At 61.1% G+C, this 16,364-nt stretch carries 15 protein-coding genes; 4 read left to right on the top strand and 11 right to left on the bottom strand.

Annotated features, from left to right (window positions below; all coding sequences use genetic code 11):
* Window positions 1-64: 64 nt before the first annotated feature.
* The 4 genes from EJA70_RS03220 to EJA70_RS03205 are packed head-to-tail and all read right to left on the bottom strand — an operon-like array spanning window position 65 to window position 2,355.
* Window positions 65-622 carry a DUF4136 domain-containing protein gene (locus tag EJA70_RS03220; RefSeq protein WP_008078236.1) on the bottom strand — a complete coding sequence of 186 codons (558 nt, stop codon included), beginning with the start codon at window positions 620-622 and terminating at the stop codon, window positions 65-67.
* A gap of 54 nt (window positions 623-676) precedes the next feature.
* The gene (locus EJA70_RS03215) at window positions 677-1,291 is read right to left on the bottom strand and encodes a DUF4136 domain-containing protein (RefSeq protein ID WP_158829570.1); all 615 of its coding nucleotides are present in this window, start codon (window positions 1,289-1,291) and stop codon (window positions 677-679) included.
* 12 nt (window positions 1,292-1,303) lie between these two features.
* Window positions 1,304-2,053 (bottom strand): methyltransferase domain-containing protein, encoded by a 750-nt coding sequence (locus EJA70_RS03210; protein ID WP_158829568.1) that lies wholly within the window; start codon window positions 2,051-2,053, stop codon window positions 1,304-1,306.
* Window positions 2,053-2,355 carry a MazG-like family protein gene (locus tag EJA70_RS03205; protein ID WP_158829566.1) on the bottom strand — a complete coding sequence of 101 codons (303 nt, stop codon included), beginning with the start codon at window positions 2,353-2,355 and terminating at the stop codon, window positions 2,053-2,055. Before EJA70_RS03205 ends, EJA70_RS03210 begins: the two co-directional genes overlap by 1 nt.
* A 238-nt stretch (window positions 2,356-2,593) precedes the next feature.
* Between EJA70_RS03205 and EJA70_RS03200 the strand changes: the two genes are divergently transcribed.
* Together EJA70_RS03200 and EJA70_RS03195 are read left to right on the top strand one after the other, a co-directional pair.
* Window positions 2,594-2,887 carry a hypothetical protein gene (locus EJA70_RS03200; protein WP_158829564.1) on the top strand — a complete coding sequence of 98 codons (294 nt, stop codon included), beginning with the start codon at window positions 2,594-2,596 and terminating at the stop codon, window positions 2,885-2,887.
* 245 nt (window positions 2,888-3,132) lie between these two features.
* Window positions 3,133-4,482, top strand: a complete 1,350-nt coding sequence (locus EJA70_RS03195) for an MATE family efflux transporter (RefSeq protein ID WP_008078221.1) — start codon at window positions 3,133-3,135, stop codon at window positions 4,480-4,482.
* Here EJA70_RS03195 and EJA70_RS03190 read toward each other — a convergent pair.
* From EJA70_RS03190 to EJA70_RS03160, 7 genes are all read right to left on the bottom strand, one after another.
* The gene (locus tag EJA70_RS03190) at window positions 4,476-5,351 is read right to left on the bottom strand and encodes an alpha/beta hydrolase (protein WP_158829562.1); all 876 of its coding nucleotides are present in this window, start codon (window positions 5,349-5,351) and stop codon (window positions 4,476-4,478) included. The two genes, EJA70_RS03195 and EJA70_RS03190, sit on opposite strands and share 7 nt — an antisense overlap.
* An 18-nt stretch (window positions 5,352-5,369) precedes the next feature.
* Window positions 5,370-6,164 carry a DUF4123 domain-containing protein gene (locus tag EJA70_RS03185; RefSeq protein ID WP_158829560.1) on the bottom strand — a complete coding sequence of 265 codons (795 nt, stop codon included), beginning with the start codon at window positions 6,162-6,164 and terminating at the stop codon, window positions 5,370-5,372.
* Entirely contained in the window at window positions 6,161-7,507 is a 1,347-nt protein-coding gene (locus EJA70_RS03180) for a contractile injection system protein, VgrG/Pvc8 family (RefSeq protein WP_158829558.1), read from the bottom strand. Before EJA70_RS03180 ends, EJA70_RS03185 begins: the two co-directional genes overlap by 4 nt.
* Window positions 7,508-7,739: 232 nt before the next feature.
* The gene (gene speA, locus EJA70_RS03175; protein ID WP_158829556.1) at window positions 7,740-9,653 is read right to left on the bottom strand and encodes an arginine decarboxylase; all 1,914 of its coding nucleotides are present in this window, start codon (window positions 9,651-9,653) and stop codon (window positions 7,740-7,742) included.
* Between the two features lie 219 nt (window positions 9,654-9,872).
* Window positions 9,873-10,244: a translation initiation factor Sui1 gene (locus EJA70_RS03170; RefSeq protein ID WP_007914613.1), complete on the bottom strand. Its 372-nt coding sequence runs from the start codon at window positions 10,242-10,244 to the stop codon at window positions 9,873-9,875.
* 308 nt (window positions 10,245-10,552) lie between these two features.
* Window positions 10,553-11,110 (bottom strand): NUDIX hydrolase, encoded by a 558-nt coding sequence (locus EJA70_RS03165; protein ID WP_158829554.1) that lies wholly within the window; start codon window positions 11,108-11,110, stop codon window positions 10,553-10,555.
* Window positions 11,111-11,113: 3 nt separating this feature from the next.
* Complete coding sequence (locus EJA70_RS03160; RefSeq protein ID WP_008078193.1) at window positions 11,114-12,181, bottom strand: DUF2333 family protein; 1,068 nt, start codon at window positions 12,179-12,181, stop codon at window positions 11,114-11,116.
* 436 nt (window positions 12,182-12,617) lie between these two features.
* On the opposite strand from EJA70_RS03160, the gene gcbA reads away from it, so the two are divergent.
* Window positions 12,618-14,288, top strand: coding sequence for a diguanylate cyclase GcbA (gene gcbA, locus EJA70_RS03155; RefSeq protein ID WP_158829552.1), 1,671 nt, complete (start codon window positions 12,618-12,620; stop codon window positions 14,286-14,288).
* Window positions 14,289-14,339: 51 nt separating this feature from the next.
* Entirely contained in the window at window positions 14,340-16,286 is a 1,947-nt protein-coding gene (locus EJA70_RS03150) for a methyl-accepting chemotaxis protein (RefSeq protein WP_158829550.1), read from the top strand.
* The last annotated feature ends 78 nt before the right edge of the window (window positions 16,287-16,364 follow it).

The following is a 16,364-nucleotide window of genomic DNA, read 5'->3' as shown; positions in this document are numbered from 1 at the left end:
GATCTTTTGATGTTGCCGTTTTAAAGATCAACAGATCGCAGCCTGCGGCAGCTCCTACAGGGGGTTAGCGTGGGGGGTAGTTGGTGAGGATGCGGGCGACCGTCTCGCGGATGGCGTTGCTGCGATCCTCGGGGTTGGGCTTGCTGGCGAGCATCTGCTCGTCGCTGCCGCGCCACACCAGCTTGCCGTCCTTGCCGTCGAGCAAGTCGATCTGGATGGTCGCGACCTTGTAGGTGATGTTGCGCGTTTCGTTGTACATCGGCGCGCCCCAGTAGCCATTCCATGGGCCGCCCCAGCCGCCGCCGTAATTGGTCGTCACTTGTTGCTGACGATCCTCGACGATCAGATAAGTCTGCACATTCAAATCGCCTTTGGCGCCCGCAGCCGCCGGGCGCAGACCACGCTGATCAAGTTGATCTGTTACCGCCTGGCGAATGCGTTGCTCGGTCAGGTCGCTTTTGATCCGTGGATCATCCGGGCGATATTGCAGGGCGGGGTCTTTCCAGCTCCAGCTGCGATAGGCGGCAAAGTCGCGGCTGGCGTCGAAGTCATGATTGACCTGGTTGGCGGCGCAGGCACTGAGCAGTGCGGCCATGGCCAGTAAAGCGAGACGGCGGAACATGGTTTTTCTCCGGTTGAAGACATGAACCTGCTAGAGCTTCTCATTTGCAGGAAGCTAACTGGGAGGATACGCCGACATGGCCTTTTCCACAGCCTCGCGAATCGAATCCGTGCGGTCGATCTGATTGCCCTTGGCGCCGGTTTCCGCGCTGGCACTCCACACCGGTTGCCCCGTGCCGGCGTCGAACAGATCGACTTGCACCACCACGACCTGCTCCGAATAGGTGCGCACCACCGGCACGCTGTTGTACATGCCGTAGCCGCGCCCATAACGATCATAGCCGCCGTATCCGCCGCCGTAGTAGCCGTAATCGTCCTGCACCTGACGCAAGCGGGTTTGCAGGCTCAGGTGGGCGCTGACCAACAGGTCGGCCGGACGATTGTCGTGCAGCGGGCGCAAACCTCGTTGATCCAGCGCGTTGCTCACCGCCTCGGCCACTTGCGCCGAATCCGCCCACGCGGTGCCCGGCGGCAGTTGCCCGTCCAGCCAGGCCCAACTGCGGTAGCGCCCGTAATCGCGCGGCGGCGCCGGGTAAGCGCTGCGGTCAAAGGTGTTGGCGGCTTGCGGCGGTGCCGGCGGCAGCGGCCGCGACTGCGCCACGTAAGGGTTGCTGCCCTGACAGGCGGCCAACCCCAGACAGATCAGCAATAACCCGGATTGAGCTTTCATGTCGCGCTCCGATCAGATCGGCCGGCAGATCCAGTGCAAGTAGCGCCCAAGCCCGGCGAAGCTTGGGTGACGACGATGAGCGAGCTCCATCTCGAGCAAATCGACAAGTTCGGCGCGGGCCTGAAACTCCACCGGCATGTAGTCGTGGAAAACCCGGATCCCGCTTTGAGTTTCGACCTGCCACAACCCTTCGAGTTGCGTTGCCAATTCGCGCGGATCGAGGGGTTGCTGCGGGGTCAGGCTCTGCTTTTCACCGGCCATATCGTTCTTGCGCATTTTCTTGAAATGGCCTTTGAGCAGGTTGCGGTAGATCAGCGCATCGCGGTTGTAGAACGCCAGCGACAACCAGCCACCGGGCTTGGTCAATTGATGCAGCACCGGCAGGATCGCGTGGGGTTCGGCGAGCCATTCGAGGACGGCGTGGCAGATCACCAGATCGTAGGGTTCGGTGAGTTGCCCGAGCAACGCCTGCCACGGTGCCTGAATGAACGTTGCGGTCTGCCCGGCTTCGGCGAAACGCTGGCGCGCGCCGTCGAGCATCGGCTCGGCCGGCTCGGTGAAGGTTACGTCGTGGCCACGTTCGGCGAGCCACAGCGACATGTGGCCGAGGCCTCCGCCGATGTCGAGCACGCGCAACGGACGATCCGGCAGCGCTTCCGCGAGGTCAGCCTGCAACACCGCGAGGCGAATCGCGCCCTTGGCGCCACCGTAGATTTTTTCGGCGAAACGCGTCGCCAACTGATCGAAATGGCGGTCGCTCATCAGCTGAACCGCCGTTCGCTGTCGGCGAGCTTGGCGCGCACCACTTCATTCATGTCCAACCCCAACTCGCTGCACAGCAGCAACAGGTACAGCACGATATCGCCGACTTCCTGCCCGACGTGGGCGAGTTTGTCAGCGGGCAACTGGCGCGACTGGTCTTCGGTCAGCCACTGGAAGATTTCCACCAGTTCAGACATTTCGACGCTGGCGGCCATGGCCAGGTTTTTCGGGCTGTGAAATTGCCGCCAGTCATTGCGGTCGCGAATGGCGTGCAGGCGTTCGGTCAGTTCAACAAGGTTCATCGGGCTCTCCTGAAGGCGTATAGCTTCAAGCGGATACCGACTGAAGGCAAGGCCCATGTAGGAGCTGCCGCAGGCTGCGATCTTTTGACCTTGGTTTTGAAAAACACCATCAAAAGATCGCAGCCTGCGGCAGCGCCTACCGGTTTTCCGTTCGGCGCAGCATGGGCCATACTCGTGACAGGGAACTCGGCCACCTGCGTTGTGGCCCAAGGCTCAGCTCTTTCATCAGGATGAACACATGCAGGTAGAAAGCTTTTTCGAATGGCTCGGCCAGGCACTCGGTTCGGTCATCCGCTTTATCGTCGATGGCCTCAGCGGGCTGTTCAATATTTTGAGTAACGCCGGCGGCAACTTTGTCGACGGGCTGGCGAAGACCCTGGGGATGGACACGTCGATCATCAGCGTCATTGCGCTGATCGTCGGGTTGATGCTGTTGTGGTCGGCGATTCGGGCGTTCATGAATGCGTCGATCATTGCCGGGATTATCTGGTTGTTGCTGGGGTTGTGGTTGCTGAGCTGGATTATTCACTGACACCACAAAACCTTGTAGGAGCTGCCGCAGGCTGCGATCTGTTGATCTTTAAGGCAACATCAAAAGATCGCAGCCTGCGGCAGCTCCTACCGGTTTATTCGGGGGCGCATAAATCCTCACCCACAACCTCCCGCACACAACTTCTCCCCTGCAGGAGTGTGGTGCAGTGGAAACATCTCTAGCTGACCCACCGCCTACAGGGGATTGTGTTAATCGCTACAATGCCGCTCCCCCAAGGAGCCCGCATGTCCAACCTGATCGCCGACTGGCGCGACCGCCCGACTCACCGCAAGGTCTGGGCGCTGGCCGCGCCGATGATTCTTTCGAATATTTCCGTGCCGCTGGTGGCGCTGGTCGACAGCACCGTCATCGGCCACTTGCCCCACGCGCATCAATTGGGCGCGGTGGCAGTCGGCGCCAGCCTGTACACCTTTCTCGCCTGGGCCATGGGATTTCTGCGCATGGGCACCACCGGTTTTGCCGCGCAAGCGGCCGGGCGCAGTGACGGCGCGGCGTTGCGGCAGATTCTGTTGCAGGGCCTGTTGCTGGCGATGGGCCTGGCAGTGCTGCTCGGCACCCTCGGCGTACCGCTGAGTGGCGTGGCGCTGCACTTCATGCAACCGTCGGCTGAGCTTGATCAGCTCACCCGGGATTTTTTCCATACGCGGCTATTCGGTTTGCCGGCGGCGCTGGCCAGTTATGCGTTGGTCGGCTGGTTCCTCGGCACGCAAAATGCGCGGGCGCCGCTGGCCATTCTGCTCAGCACCAACCTGATCAACATCGCCCTGAACCTGTGGTTCGTCATCGGTCTGGACTGGGGCGTGGTCGGTTCGGCCCGCGCCTCGGTGATCGCCGAATGGAGCGGCGCCCTGCTCGGCCTGTTCATGACCCGCAAGGCCTTGCGCGCCTATCCGGGCCACATCGTCTGGGCCGCGCTGAAAGTCTGGCAGAGTTGGCGCCCGCTGCTGGCGGTCAACCGCGACATCTTCATCCGCAGCCTCGCCCTGCAATCGGTGTTCTTCATGATCACCGTGCAAGGCGCGCGTCTTGGCGATGCAACCGTCGCCGCCAATGCCCTGCTGCTCAACGGCCTGCTGCTGACTGCGCATGCGCTGGACGGCCTCGCCCACGCCGTCGAAGCCTTGTGCGGGCACGCCATCGGCGCTCGAGATCGCCTCGCGCTGCGCCGTTCGCTGGTGGTGGCCGGCGGTTGGTCACTGATCGCCAGCCTCGGTTTTGCCGCGTTGTTCCTGCTCGGCGGGCATCTGTTCATCGAGATGCAGACCAACATCCAGAGCGTGCGCGACACCGCGTTCATCTACTTGCCCTACCTCGCTGTGCTGCCATTGATTGCGGTGTGGAGTTATTTGCTCGACGGCTTGTTCATCGGCGCCACTCGCGCCCGCGAAATGCGCAACGGCATGCTGATGACGGTGGTTCTGCTGCTGCCGTTCGCCTGGGCGCTGCAAGGCCTGGGCAACCATGGCCTGTGGATATCTTTCCTGTTGTTCATGGTGTTGCGCAGCCTCACCCTCGGCGCGCAAGCCTGGTGGCTCAAGCGCAACGATGGCTGGTTTAGCGGTGCGGCTCACTGAGTCGGCGTGTGTTCGATGAAGCCGACCACTTGATCAAGCACCGGCGCCAGCCGCCGCAATGGGCGTGAAAGAGTGGCCACCAGGGTGATGTGACTTGGCCGCGAATAGTACAAATCCTGCACCGGCACCGAGGCTTTGCGCAGCTTGCTGGCGAGGCCGCCGGTGTTGCGCGTCGGGTTGACCAGGTTGTCCTTGCTCGCCGCAATCAACAAGGCCGGCGGCGCGCCCCGGCTGACGTGGTTGATCGGCTGCGATTGCGCTGGAGAATCCGGCCAGAAAAACACCGGACGCACGTCGGGGTTTTCGATCGGCAGAAAATCATACGGCCCGGCCAACCCGATCCAGCCGCTGAGGTCCTTGGGTGACATCCCGACCGCCCCGAGCAAATTCGTATCCAGCGCCAGCATCGATGCGTTATAGGCACCGGAACTGTGGCCCATCAAATACAGGCGCTGCGGGTTACCGGAATATTCGCTGATGTGCGCCTTGGTCCACGCCACAGCGCGCGCGCCATCTTCGAGAAACAGCGGATAACGCACCTGCGGATACAACCGATAGTCGGCCAGCACCGCGACAATCCCGCGCGACGCCAGCGCCTCGCCGACAAAGGTGTAATCCCCACGGTCGCCGCTGTTCCAGCTGCCGCCATAGAAAAACACCACCACCGGCGCGCCCTTGAGCGGATGGCGCGGCACGTAGACATCGAGCTTCTGCCGTGGATCATCGCCGTAGGCAATGCCCGCGGTTTTATCGAAGGTGTCGTCCGGGGTCAGGGCATTGAGCACTTTCACCGGCGAACAACCGCCAAGCACCAGAAGCACAAGCCCGCCGATCAGTGCACTTAACCGTTGCCGAAACGTACCTGCCATAAGCGCCGAACCTCTGTTTCACGGTTGATCGTTCTGCCATTGGCGGCGCACATGATCGAGCCCTGCCTGCTGGGTCAATCCCGCTGGCGGCGGCACCAGCACAGCCCGCGGATGCAGCAAGCGTAGCCACAGCCAGCCATCGAGCACGTCACGATCGCTGAAACCCAGCGCCAGCCCCTGCTGAACATGGGAGGACAGCGTTGCGTAATCGGTTCCCATTGATTGGCACCAGCGCCAGATGTGCTGCTCAAGCAGGCAGCTTTGCAGGCGTTCGCGTTGCCGCGCCGAGAGGCTTTCCTCAACGGCCAGCGGCGCCACCGCCAGGCCTGGGTTACGCAGTTGCTGCCAGCCCTGACTGCCGATCGCCCGGTCTGCCCACGTGCCGCCGAACCAGCGCAACTGGTCGATCGGCCCGAGCCAGCGGCTCAACTCACGGGCATCACAGGCATCGAAGAAGTAACTGGCAGTCTGCCGGTTGTAATAGCCGAGCATGGCGCGATGGTGCAGGCCGAAGGAAACGGTGAGCATGCGCCGCAAATGCGCGAGCAGCGCCGGTGTCGAAGCGGCGCTCTCCAGCAACAGGCCGCGCCAGAGCTGTGGGTCGCGCAGGCATAACGCTTGCAGCGCTTCGCTGTCCTGCAATTCGATCAGCAACGGCCCTTGCTCACGCACTGCCTGAAACTCGGTGCTGTCGAACAGCCAGAAATACGTGAGCCCGGCGAACGCCTGCCGCAACACCTTCAGCGCCTGTGGCGACTCCTGGACATCCAGCAACAACCATGACGACATCGGGTCGAGCGCTACGGCGCTCATCCGCGACCGCTCTGATCAAGCGCACTGACCAGCCGACAGCTGCAAACCGACTGCCGACAATGGTTGTAGCTGCCACCGCCAGGCATCAGGCACAACAGCACCAGGGGTTGCGCGCTCTTCAACAGTTGCGGCAAGCCTTCACTGTGCAAATGCTCCGGCAGCGGGGCCGGTTCCTGCGGTTTTTCTTCATCGGCAAGCGGCGCCTGCAGCACGCCACTGATCACCGGTTGATCCGGATCGCCCTCAAGAAAACTCACCACCACCTCGACCCCTTCACGCAACCACGGCAATGCCTTGTCGGCCAGTGCTGGCGCCAACGGCAGCCAACAGTGGCTAGCGGCGGCGCCTTCGCCCTGATACAGCCAGTCGAATTGCACCGCCACCGGCCGCGAGCAGTCGGGACGAGGCTCATCCACTTCCACCACCCAGGCGCGTTGCAGGCTGTGCATCCGCGGCTTGACGGGTTGGATGTCGGGGACACGCGATGGGTTATTAAGGGTGGCGAAAACCCGGTTGCCATACGGCGGATCCAGCGAAAGATCAGCATGGTGTTCAACCCGCGACAACAGCCACTGGCGATTGCATTCGGCAAACGGATGCCCCGCCAACGGCAACCAGCGTCCACTGCGCAGGCTCGGCACATCGGTTTCGCCCTCGGCCATTTGCGCAACTGGCGCGCCGTGGGCATCGGGCGACCAGACATCCTGCAGGCGCCATCGGCGGACCGCTGGCGCCTCGTCCTCCGCCTCGCCAGCAAAACGCGCCGCCCCCGCGCGCGGCAGGCGCGCGACATCGTCGCCGAACACCAGGCAGTGACCGTCGCGTCGATGCTCGAAGTGATAATGGATGCCGGCTTGCGCACACAAGCGCTGCAGCCATTGCAGATCGGATTCCCGGTACTGAGTGCAGAAAGCCAGCGCCGGATAGTCACCCGCCAACTCAAAGCGTCGCTGGGCACCGACGATCCCGTGCTCCTTGAGCACTTGCGCGAGAATTTGCGGTATCGAACAGGCACTGAACACCCGCTGACTGTAACGCAGGTCCAGGCAGTTCAGCCTCGGGCCGAGCCGCGCCCGGCACAGCCTCGAACCCTGGCCATGCTCGTGCTGGACAACACTGTGCAATAGCCCGTGAACGCCGTTGCACGCGGCGCCGAACTGCAAAAACACCGAACGGTGCAACAGGCCAGCGAGATCCAGTTGCGCATCCTCGACCAACACATCGATGTCGAAGGCGAACGGCTCACTGAGGGCCTCGCTACCGGAAAACGCCAGCACTTCGAAGGCGTCGGACAAGCCCGCTACATCGAGACGAAACGTCGGCTCGTTGACTGGATCAAACATAGGCGGATCTCTACAGGAGGGGCGGCCGGGGATTCTCGCCGAGAGCCATGGCCGAGTAGAGTGCCGAAGTACAACTTAGGAAATGACCTACGCGAAAAGCAGACCAAATGAGTTTGCGGGCAGGGATAAGCGAGGATTTGGCGGGGAATTTAGGAGATATCCCACCGGGTTATCCGAATTTTCCACAGCGTGTGGGAAAAATTCATACAACCCGGCGAGATCACAGCCGATGTCAGGAAGACAGGTAGGAGGAACGGGTCAAGCCCAGACGCAAGGCATCAAGGAATTGCGTGCGCTCGCTGGCACTGATGCGGGCACTGGCGCACTTGTCGCGGTAGTGAGTCATCAGTTCTTCCGGCGACAAGTGCACGTAACGCAGCATGTCTTCGATGGTGTCGTGGGTCTCGATTCCGGCGTGGTACACGCTGCCATCGGCGTTCTGATAGATGTTCACCGAGTCGGTGTCACCGAACAGGTTGTGCATGTCGCCGAGGATTTCCTGATAGGCGCCCACGAGGAACACGCCCAGCAGGTAGTCTTCGCCTTCATTCAAACCGTGTACCGGCAGGCTGGTTTCGATGCTCTGCTCGTCGACGTACTGATTGATCTTGCCGTCGGAGTCGCAGGTCAGATCCTGCAGCACCGCGCGACGCAGCGGCTCTTCATCGAGACGGTGCAGCGGGATGATCGGCAGTACCTGGTCAATCGCCCAAGTGTCCGGCAGGCTCTGGAACACCGAGAAGTTGCAGATGTACTTGTCGGCCAGCTTGTCGTTGAGCTCGTCGAGCACCTGACGGTGCGAACGCTGACGGGCTTTCAGCGAGTTGTGCAGGCGACGGCACACCGCGAAGTAGCACTGCTCGGCCAGGGCTTTTTCAGCCAGGGTCAGTTTGCCGTCGGCGTACTGCGCGGCCACGTCGCTCATGTAGTGCGTGGCGCGCCAGTAGGTTTCGGTGACCATTTCGATGTCGGTCGGGCCGAGCAGGTCAACCAGCCACTGTACGGTTTCCGGCAGCGATTCTTTGTTTTCGATCTGCGGGATTTCGTCGTTGTGTTTCTCGACGTCGGTCACCTGCACCACCAGCATCGCGTGGTGCGCCGTCAGCGAACGGCCGCTCTCGGAGAAGATGTGCGGATGCGGCAGGGCCTGCGCGTCGCAGAATTCCTTGAGCATGCCGACCACGACACCGGCGTAATCGTCCATGTCGTAGTTGATCGAACTGGCGTTACGCGAGTGCGTGCCGTCGTAGTCGACGCCCAGACCGCCACCGACGTCGATGTGATCGACCGGCAGTCCGAGGTTGCGCAGTTCGCCGTAGTAACGAATCGCTTCTTTGAAACCGTGCTGATAGTCAGCCAGGTTGGCAATCTGCGAGCCCATGTGGAAGTGCAGCAGGCGAATGCCCTGATCCAGGCCAGCCGCGCGGAAGCGCTCGACCACCGACAGCAACTGTGCCGCCGACAGACCGAATTTGGATTTCTCGCCACCGGTGTCCGCCCACTTCGACGACGCCAGCGACGACAGGCGCACGCGCAGGCCAACCTGTGGCTTGACCTTCAGCGAGGCGGCTTCTTCGATCACCAGGGCGACTTCGGATTCTTTCTCAATGACGATGAACACGTTGTGGCCAAGCTTCTGGCCCATCAGCGCCAGACGAATGAACTCGCGGTCCTTGTAACCGTTGCAGACGATGGTGCCGCCCTTCGGCGCCAGCGCCAGCACGGCCAGCAGCTCAGGCTTGGAGCCGGCTTCCAGACCGATGGAGACGTCCTGGGTGGCGATGATGTTCTCGATCACCGCTTCTTGCTGGTTAACCTTGATCGGGTACAGCGCGGTGTACTTGCTCTGGTATTCCAGGCGCTCGATGTTCGCATCGAAAGCGCCGGTCAACTGGCGGACACGGTCTTGCAGGATGTCGGGGAAACGCACCAGCAACGGCAAGGACAAACCGCTTTTGCGCAGTTGGTCGACTTGCTCGAACAGGTCGATAGGCGAACTGCTCGGGCCGTTCGGACGAACTTCGACGCGACCGGCTTCATTGATCGCGAAATACCCGGCCCCCCAATGGCGAATCCCGTAAACACTGCGGCTGTCCGCAACTGTCCATTGGCTGCCATCGTCTTTACGTGTGCGTCGTACGGACATCGAAGTCCCCTATAAAGAAGTCATAGTGCGTCGCCTGATTGCAGGCCGGCGCAGTCTAAAGAATGAAAATGACGATTCGTCAGCGCGGCGGTAGACCGCGCTGACCGCGTGGAGTTTAGAAACCGGTCATGAACAGGCTCTGTGAAAACCATGGAGACGACGCCGGACCTGAAGTATTTCAGTGCCGGATCAAGCCGCAGATGGATTTCACAGAGGCTGCTAGCCGCCGGACTTCTTCGCTTTGAAACCGTGCTTGATCAGCTCAGCCAAGAGTAGCTCGACATGATCGCCCTGGATTTCGATGATGCCGTCTTTCAACGCCCCGCCAGTGCCGCAACGTTTCTTCAACGTTGTCGCCAACTCTTTGAGCGCGTCTTCGGCCAGCGGCACGCCGGTGATGGTGGTCACCGTCTTGCCGCCACGGCCCTTGCTCTCGCGTCGCACGCGGGCAATGCCGTCGCCGGCCGGGATCACGGTTTGTTTGCAGATACAGGCGTCCACCGGCTTACTGCATTCCGGGCAATGACGACCTGCGTCGGTGGAAAATACCAGGCCACCAAGGGCGGCGAAGGATGCGGCTTTTTTGGCCACCGGCAATCCTCTTGGGAGGACAAAGACTGATCGCAACCTTGGGCAAGGTCAGCGACCGCGAAGCCCCACTCAGGCAGGGGCAGCGCTACTGCACCGGATATCGATTCCTGGACAGCTGACATGTAGGAGCTGCCGAAGGCTGCGATCTTTTGATTTTGATTTTAAAAACCAGGATCAAAAGATCGCAGCCTTCGGCAGCTCCTACAGTAGGTCAGCAGGCCAACCTCAAACTATCCGGTGCAGTTTGAAAAAAGGTCGCGCAGTGTAACGGCAAAAATCCCGATTGCTAAGTGCCAATCGGCGCCAATTTATGTGTTCTTTGCGACGTCGCTTTGCTGCGCCTTCAGATAGCGCTTCAAAGCGGCCAAGGAGTCCGGGCAGTAGGGCTTTTGCTGGATTTCCTGCATCACCTGCCCGACTGGAATAAAGCGCGCTTCCAGCACCTCCTCCGGTTGCAGGATCAGCGGGCCGTCCCACACGGCGGAAAACGCCGAACACCAGAGCCGGTTACCGGTGTCTTCGAAAAAGAAATGGTCGTGCGCCGTGAGTTCCACGCCGCTCACGCCCAACTCCTCTTCCAGCTCACGGGCCGCCGACTCGGCGTAGGTTTCGTCGGCCTGCACCATGCCGCCCGCCGCGACGTCCCAGCAACCGGGATAGATCGCCTTGCTCAAGGTGCGCCGATGCACACAAAGCTCACCGGCGGAATTGAACAGCATGATGTAAGTGCCCCGCCCGATCAGCCCGCGCTCGCGCAACTCGGAACGCACCAGCGCGCCGAGCAGGTTGTCCTGCTCGTCGACCCAGGCAATCTGTTCGGCATCCGAAGCGGCTCGGTGCGCCGCTTCTTTCAGGCTATCGGACATGACTCATCCCTGATTGAGCAGTTGACGCAGATCGATCACAGCGGCGTTGGCACGGGAAATATAGTTGGCCATGACCAACGAGTGGTTGGCCAAGACGCCGAAGCCGCTGCCGTTAAGAATCATCGGGCTCCAGACCGGTTCCTGCGAGGCTTCCAGCTCACGGATGATCTGACGCACGCTGACCGTGGCGTTCTTCTTCGCCAATACATCGGCGAAGTCGACCTCAATCGCGCGCAGCAAATGCGACAGCGCCCACGCCTGACCGCGTGCTTCGTAGAACACGTTGTCAATCTGCATCCACGGTGTCTCGACGACTTCTTCGTCAACCTGCGGCACTTCGCCGACCGCCGGAACCTCGGTTTTCAGCGCCGTGTTGAGCTTGACCCGGCCAACGCTGGCCGACAGCCGTTGCGACAGCGAACCAAGACGAGTGCCGACATCGCCCAGCCAGTTGTTGAGGTTATCGGCGCGCGCATAGAACAGGGCGTTTTTCTGGGTAGGGTCAGACAGACGTGCCTGATAGCGGCTCAGGGAATTGATGCCTTCCTGATACTCCGACTCGCTGGACGGCAGGATCCAGCTCTTGTTGTCGAAGTTGAAGCGCGGCTCGGCCTTGGCCAGATCGGCATCTTCAGCCGACTGCGATTGCGAGCGGGCGAAGTCTTTGCGCAGGGCGCGCGTCAGGTCGCGGACCTGGACCAGCACACCGTATTCCCAGCTTGGCGTGTTGTCCATCCACAGGCCTGGCGGGAAACGGTCGTTGGAAATATAACCGCCCGGCTTGTCGAGCAAGGTGCCGGCGACGGTCTTCAGGGTTTCCACCGTGGTGTAGCCGACCACCATTTTTTTGCCTTCTTTCTCGGCTGCCGCCTGGGCATTTTGCGCCACCGGAAACAGCGCGGGCTCCTGGCTCCAATACCAGCCGAGGCCAATGGTCACCAGCAGGTAAATGCCGATCAAGGTGGCCAGTGCGCGGCTGAACAACAGCCCGCCAACGTAGCTGCGGGTGGCCGACTTGGGTTCAGCGGCACGTTCAGGCGCGCTGCCCGCGCGGTTTTTCCAGTCCAGCATGGCGATATCCTTTCAATCACTTGGGTTCAACGGTTCGACCACAACCATACAACAACGTGCCAAGGCCGGGCACCCGCCGGCAGAGATAAGCCGCAAATGATGTGGGCGAATGACGTATCGATCAGAACTAGGGGAATCCCTGAGGCCGCCATGTGTATCCGGGTTGATGCGGACCTGGGGAAATCCGCAAAACGCTCATTCAGCGCATGGATACGGACGCCCGCGAGAAATCACCCTGAGTTAAGCACCTGACCGGGAATACGCCCGATTAGCGGGGACTTCGCCGACGAACAGGTCGAAAATAAGACTCTTCGGTCAGAAACTGAATTGTGTCGTACTGCAGATTATTGATGTACGACACTCGTCTAAGGGAAAAGAGGTGCTAGCATAGAGCCACCAGTCGATCTCAGCATGCAGCCTAACTAGTAGTCAGGATATGACCGAGCCAGAAGACCCCAGCCGTGAGCGTCTCAAGCACCACTTTGCCCAGCGGGTAATTCATCAGGCACGTCAGATTCTTGAGATATGGCAGCGCCTGCAACGCAGTGAATGGTCCACCGTCGACCTCGCCGAATTGAGCGAGGCGAACTTGCGCCTGCTGCGTTTTGCCGAGCGTTTCGAACAGCCGGAACACACGCAACTCGCGCACCACATCAGCCAGTCGCTGGAAGCGGTGGACGCCAATCGCGGCCGCCTCAGCAGCGGCCTGATCACCGACCTCAACCGCTTGATGCAGCGCTTGTCGCGCACCGGCCTGCGCCATGGCGATCAACTCGACCAGACGTTCCTGCCGCCGCTGCGCAAACCGATTTACGTGATGCTGCAGGATCACGACCGTGCCGAGCGTCTGGCCAAACAACTGGAATTCTTCGGCTTGAGCGCGCAGGCGCTGGACAGCGTTTCCGCGTTTCGCTCCTCGATGATCGAGCGCTTGCCCGCGGCGATCGTCATGGACGTGGATTTCAGCGGTACCGGTGTCGGCTTGAAGCTCGCCGCCGAAGCCCAGGTCGGTCTGGATGAACCGCTGCCGCTGCTGTTCTTCAGCCTGCATGAAACCGACACCCCGACCCGTCTCGCCGCCGTGCGCGCCGGTGGCCAGGAGTTCCTCACCGGCACCCTCGAAGCGTCGAGCCTGCTGGAAAAGATCGAAGTCCTTACCTGCGTCGCCCAGTACGAACCTTACAAAGTGCTGATCATCGACGATTCGCGCGCACAGGCCCTGCACACCGAGCGCCTGCTCAACAGCGCCGGCATCGTCACCCGCACCTTGATCGAACCGATTCAGGCGATGGCCGAGCTCGCGGATTTCCAGCCCGACCTGATCATTCTCGACATGTACATGCCGGCCTGCACCGGCACCGAACTGGCCAAGGTGATCCGCCACAACGACCGTTATGTCAGCGTGCCGATCATCTATCTGTCGGCCGAGGACGATCTGGACAAGCAGCTCGACGCGATGAGCGAGGGCGGCGACGACTTCCTGACCAAACCGATCAAGCCGCGCCATCTGATCACTACCGTGCGCAACCGCGCCGCCCGCGCGCGCAATCTGAAAGCGCGAATGGTCCGCGACAGCCTCACCGGTTTGTACAACCACACGCACATTCTGCAATTGCTTGAAGACTGCTCGTTCCGCGCCCGCCGCGAGAACAAGCCGCTGAGCTTTGCCATGCTCGACATCGACCACTTCAAACGGGTCAACGACAGCCACGGCCACCCAATGGGCGACCGCGTGATCAAGAGCCTCGCACTGTTCCTTAAACAGCGCTTGCGCAAGACCGACTTCATCGGCCGCTATGGCGGTGAAGAGTTCGCCATCGTCATGCCCGACACCGATATGGAAGCTGCGCACAAAGTGCTCGACGAAATCCGTCAGCGCTTCGCCGAGATCCATTACCCGGCGCAGCCGCAGGATTTGTGGTGCACCTTTAGCGCCGGCGTGGTGGAGATGCATGACGATTGCGACAGCCTGATGATGGCCAGCCAGGCCGATGAGGCGCTGTACCGTGCCAAGGGTGCCGGGCGCAATCGTGTGCAGACCGCGCGCGAATCAAAGCAAAGTGCCACTTTTTCATCGGATTCCACCGAATCGGTCATAACCCTGTAACAGAACCGCAATAAATTCAGGCGCTTACCATTTCTGCCGTTGGTAGCCGTCATGCGCCTGAAGTTGCTCACCAATCTCAATACGCTGCTGCTGGTCGCCGTGTGCCTCGCACTCGGCGTCACGTTGTGGTGGTCGCAAAAAGCCCTCGAACGCCCGTATCTGTTGATGGAACGGTATCTGGGGTTGTCGCAGCAATTTCAGAATGAGGTGGCGCGCAACGTCGAGGATTACCTCGCCAGCGGTGACGCCTTGCGCCTGAGCGCCGCCAGCCAAGCCATCGCCGGCCTGCAGACAGAACTGAATGAATTACCGCCAGCGCTGGCCGACACCCTGCGTCCGAGCCTGACTGGCCTGGAAGAATTCAGCAAAACCGACCTGCTCGCTGCCGGCAAACTGGCCGGCGATCCGCAAGCCTTGTTGTTGCAGGCCGAACGTGAACTGAGCGCCAGTCTCGATCAACTCAGCACCTACGCCAATGGCAATGCGGCTTATCTGACGCCGCTGCTCGCCGCTTCGCAGCACCTGGGCAAACTGTCGCTGGCACGGGACAAACTGGTCAGCAGCGGGCGCAGTGAACTGGCCGCCGATGTTGAGCGCGAAGTCACCAATATCCGCTCCCAGGCTCAAGCAATCGATGCCCTGCCCTTGCTCGGCGTCGTCGCCAACAACGAATCTGGCAGCGACGATTTCGCCGCGATGATGGGCATCGAAAGCAGCGAAAAAACTGTCGCCGAAGATGCCGGTGTCGGCCTCAAACGTGAACTCAACAGCCTGCTCGGGCGCTATCCGGCGGAGCTGGCGCGTACCCGGGAGCAGATCCAGAAACGCACCGAGCTCAGTACCGCCACGCACCAGAAAATCACCGCTGTGCAGCAGGCCATCGCCGGCCTGGAACCGGTGGTACGCGCGCAACACGGACAAATTCAAGGCGAAGTCCGCCTGATGCAGGGGGTAATGATCGGCCTGATTCTGCTGATCGCACTGTTGATCGATACCTTGCAGCGCCGGCTCTCGCGCACCCTGACCAATCTCGCCCCGGCGCTTTCAACCTGGGCCGAGGGCGACTTCAGCCGCGACATTCATTTGGGTAAGACCAACCGTGAACTGCACGACATCGAGGCTTCGCTCAATCGCTTGCGCGCCTATCTGGTGGATCTGGTCGGCACCATTCGTGGCAATGCCGAGCAAGTCGCCGGCAGCAGTCGCACCCTCGCCGAACTGAGTAACGATCTGCACAGTGGCGCTGAACATCAGGCCGGCGATACCGCGCTGATCCGCGACTCCCTCGGTGAACTGGAAGCGACCATTCAGCAAGTGGCCGGCGATGCGCAGCAGGCCGCAGACGCCAGCCGTCATGCCGGACTGGCCGTGGAGCATGGCCAGACAGTGATCGGCCAAAGCCTGACCGGGCTGCATGCCTTGGTCGGTGAGGTGCAAGGCAATGCGCAGATGATCGAGCATCTGGCTGAGGAGTCAGCGACCATCGGTGGTGTGTTGACGGTGATTCGCTCGATTGCCGACCAGACTAATTTGCTGGCCCTCAACGCGGCGATTGAAGCGGCGCGGGCTGGGGAAATGGGTCGTGGTTTTGCTGTGGTCGCCGAGGAAGTACGCTCACTGGCGCAGCGCACTGCCGGGGCTACAGCGGAAATTCAGACGCTGATTGCCGGACTGCAAACGGCGGCGCGGCAATCGGTCGAAGGCATGCGCGCACAGGTCGAACACGCCGAAGCCACGGCCAATCAGGCGCAGGCGGCGGATGGCGCGCTGGATAAAATTGTCGGCGCGATCCAGACCATCTCTGACACGGCCATCCGCATTGCCGACGTGACAGCGCAACAAAGTGGCGCAGTCAGCGAGATTCGCAACCACAGCGAGCGGATTCATCAGTTGGGTGGGGATAACTTGCTGCGGATCGGCCAAGGTCGCGAACAGGGCGAGAACTTGCTGGTACTCGGCGGCCAACTGCATACAGCCGTACAAGCCTTCCGCGTCTGACGAAAATCCCTGTAGGAGCTGCCGAAGGCTGCGATCTTTTGATCTTTCTTCTAAAAATCAAAAGATCGCAGCCTTCGG

Origin of the sequence: Pseudomonas sp. PB103, assembly GCF_009764635.1 — a bacterium.
Classification (GTDB): Bacteria; Pseudomonadota; Gammaproteobacteria; order Pseudomonadales; family Pseudomonadaceae; genus Aquipseudomonas.
Note: the sequence above shows the minus strand (reverse complement) of the source record. Positions and strands in the feature narration are given on the sequence as shown.

What these genes read in the sequence shown, in the direction of transcription:
- EJA70_RS03220 (WP_008078236.1), bottom strand. Translation starts at nt 622, where the DNA reads ATGTTCCGCCGTCTCGCTTTACTGGCCATGGCCGCACTGCTCAGTGCC.
- EJA70_RS03215 (WP_158829570.1), bottom strand. Translation starts at nt 1,291, where the DNA reads ATGAAAGCTCAATCCGGGTTATTGCTGATCTGTCTGGGGTTGGCCGCC.
- EJA70_RS03210 (WP_158829568.1), bottom strand. Translation starts at nt 2,053, where the DNA reads ATGAGCGACCGCCATTTCGATCAGTTGGCGACGCGTTTCGCCGAAAAA.
- EJA70_RS03205 (WP_158829566.1), bottom strand. Translation starts at nt 2,355, where the DNA reads ATGAACCTTGTTGAACTGACCGAACGCCTGCACGCCATTCGCGACCGC.
- EJA70_RS03200 (WP_158829564.1), top strand. Translation starts at nt 2,594, where the DNA reads ATGCAGGTAGAAAGCTTTTTCGAATGGCTCGGCCAGGCACTCGGTTCG.
- EJA70_RS03195 (WP_008078221.1), top strand. Translation starts at nt 3,133, where the DNA reads ATGTCCAACCTGATCGCCGACTGGCGCGACCGCCCGACTCACCGCAAG.
- EJA70_RS03190 (WP_158829562.1), bottom strand. Translation starts at nt 5,351, where the DNA reads ATGGCAGGTACGTTTCGGCAACGGTTAAGTGCACTGATCGGCGGGCTT.
- EJA70_RS03185 (WP_158829560.1), bottom strand. Translation starts at nt 6,164, where the DNA reads ATGAGCGCCGTAGCGCTCGACCCGATGTCGTCATGGTTGTTGCTGGAT.
- EJA70_RS03180 (WP_158829558.1), bottom strand. Translation starts at nt 7,507, where the DNA reads ATGTTTGATCCAGTCAACGAGCCGACGTTTCGTCTCGATGTAGCGGGC.
- speA (WP_158829556.1), bottom strand. Translation starts at nt 9,653, where the DNA reads ATGTCCGTACGACGCACACGTAAAGACGATGGCAGCCAATGGACAGTT.
- EJA70_RS03165 (WP_158829554.1), bottom strand. Translation starts at nt 11,110, where the DNA reads ATGTCCGATAGCCTGAAAGAAGCGGCGCACCGAGCCGCTTCGGATGCC.
- EJA70_RS03160 (WP_008078193.1), bottom strand. Translation starts at nt 12,181, where the DNA reads ATGCTGGACTGGAAAAACCGCGCGGGCAGCGCGCCTGAACGTGCCGCT.
- gcbA (WP_158829552.1), top strand. Translation starts at nt 12,618, where the DNA reads ATGACCGAGCCAGAAGACCCCAGCCGTGAGCGTCTCAAGCACCACTTT.
- EJA70_RS03150 (WP_158829550.1), top strand. Translation starts at nt 14,340, where the DNA reads ATGCGCCTGAAGTTGCTCACCAATCTCAATACGCTGCTGCTGGTCGCC.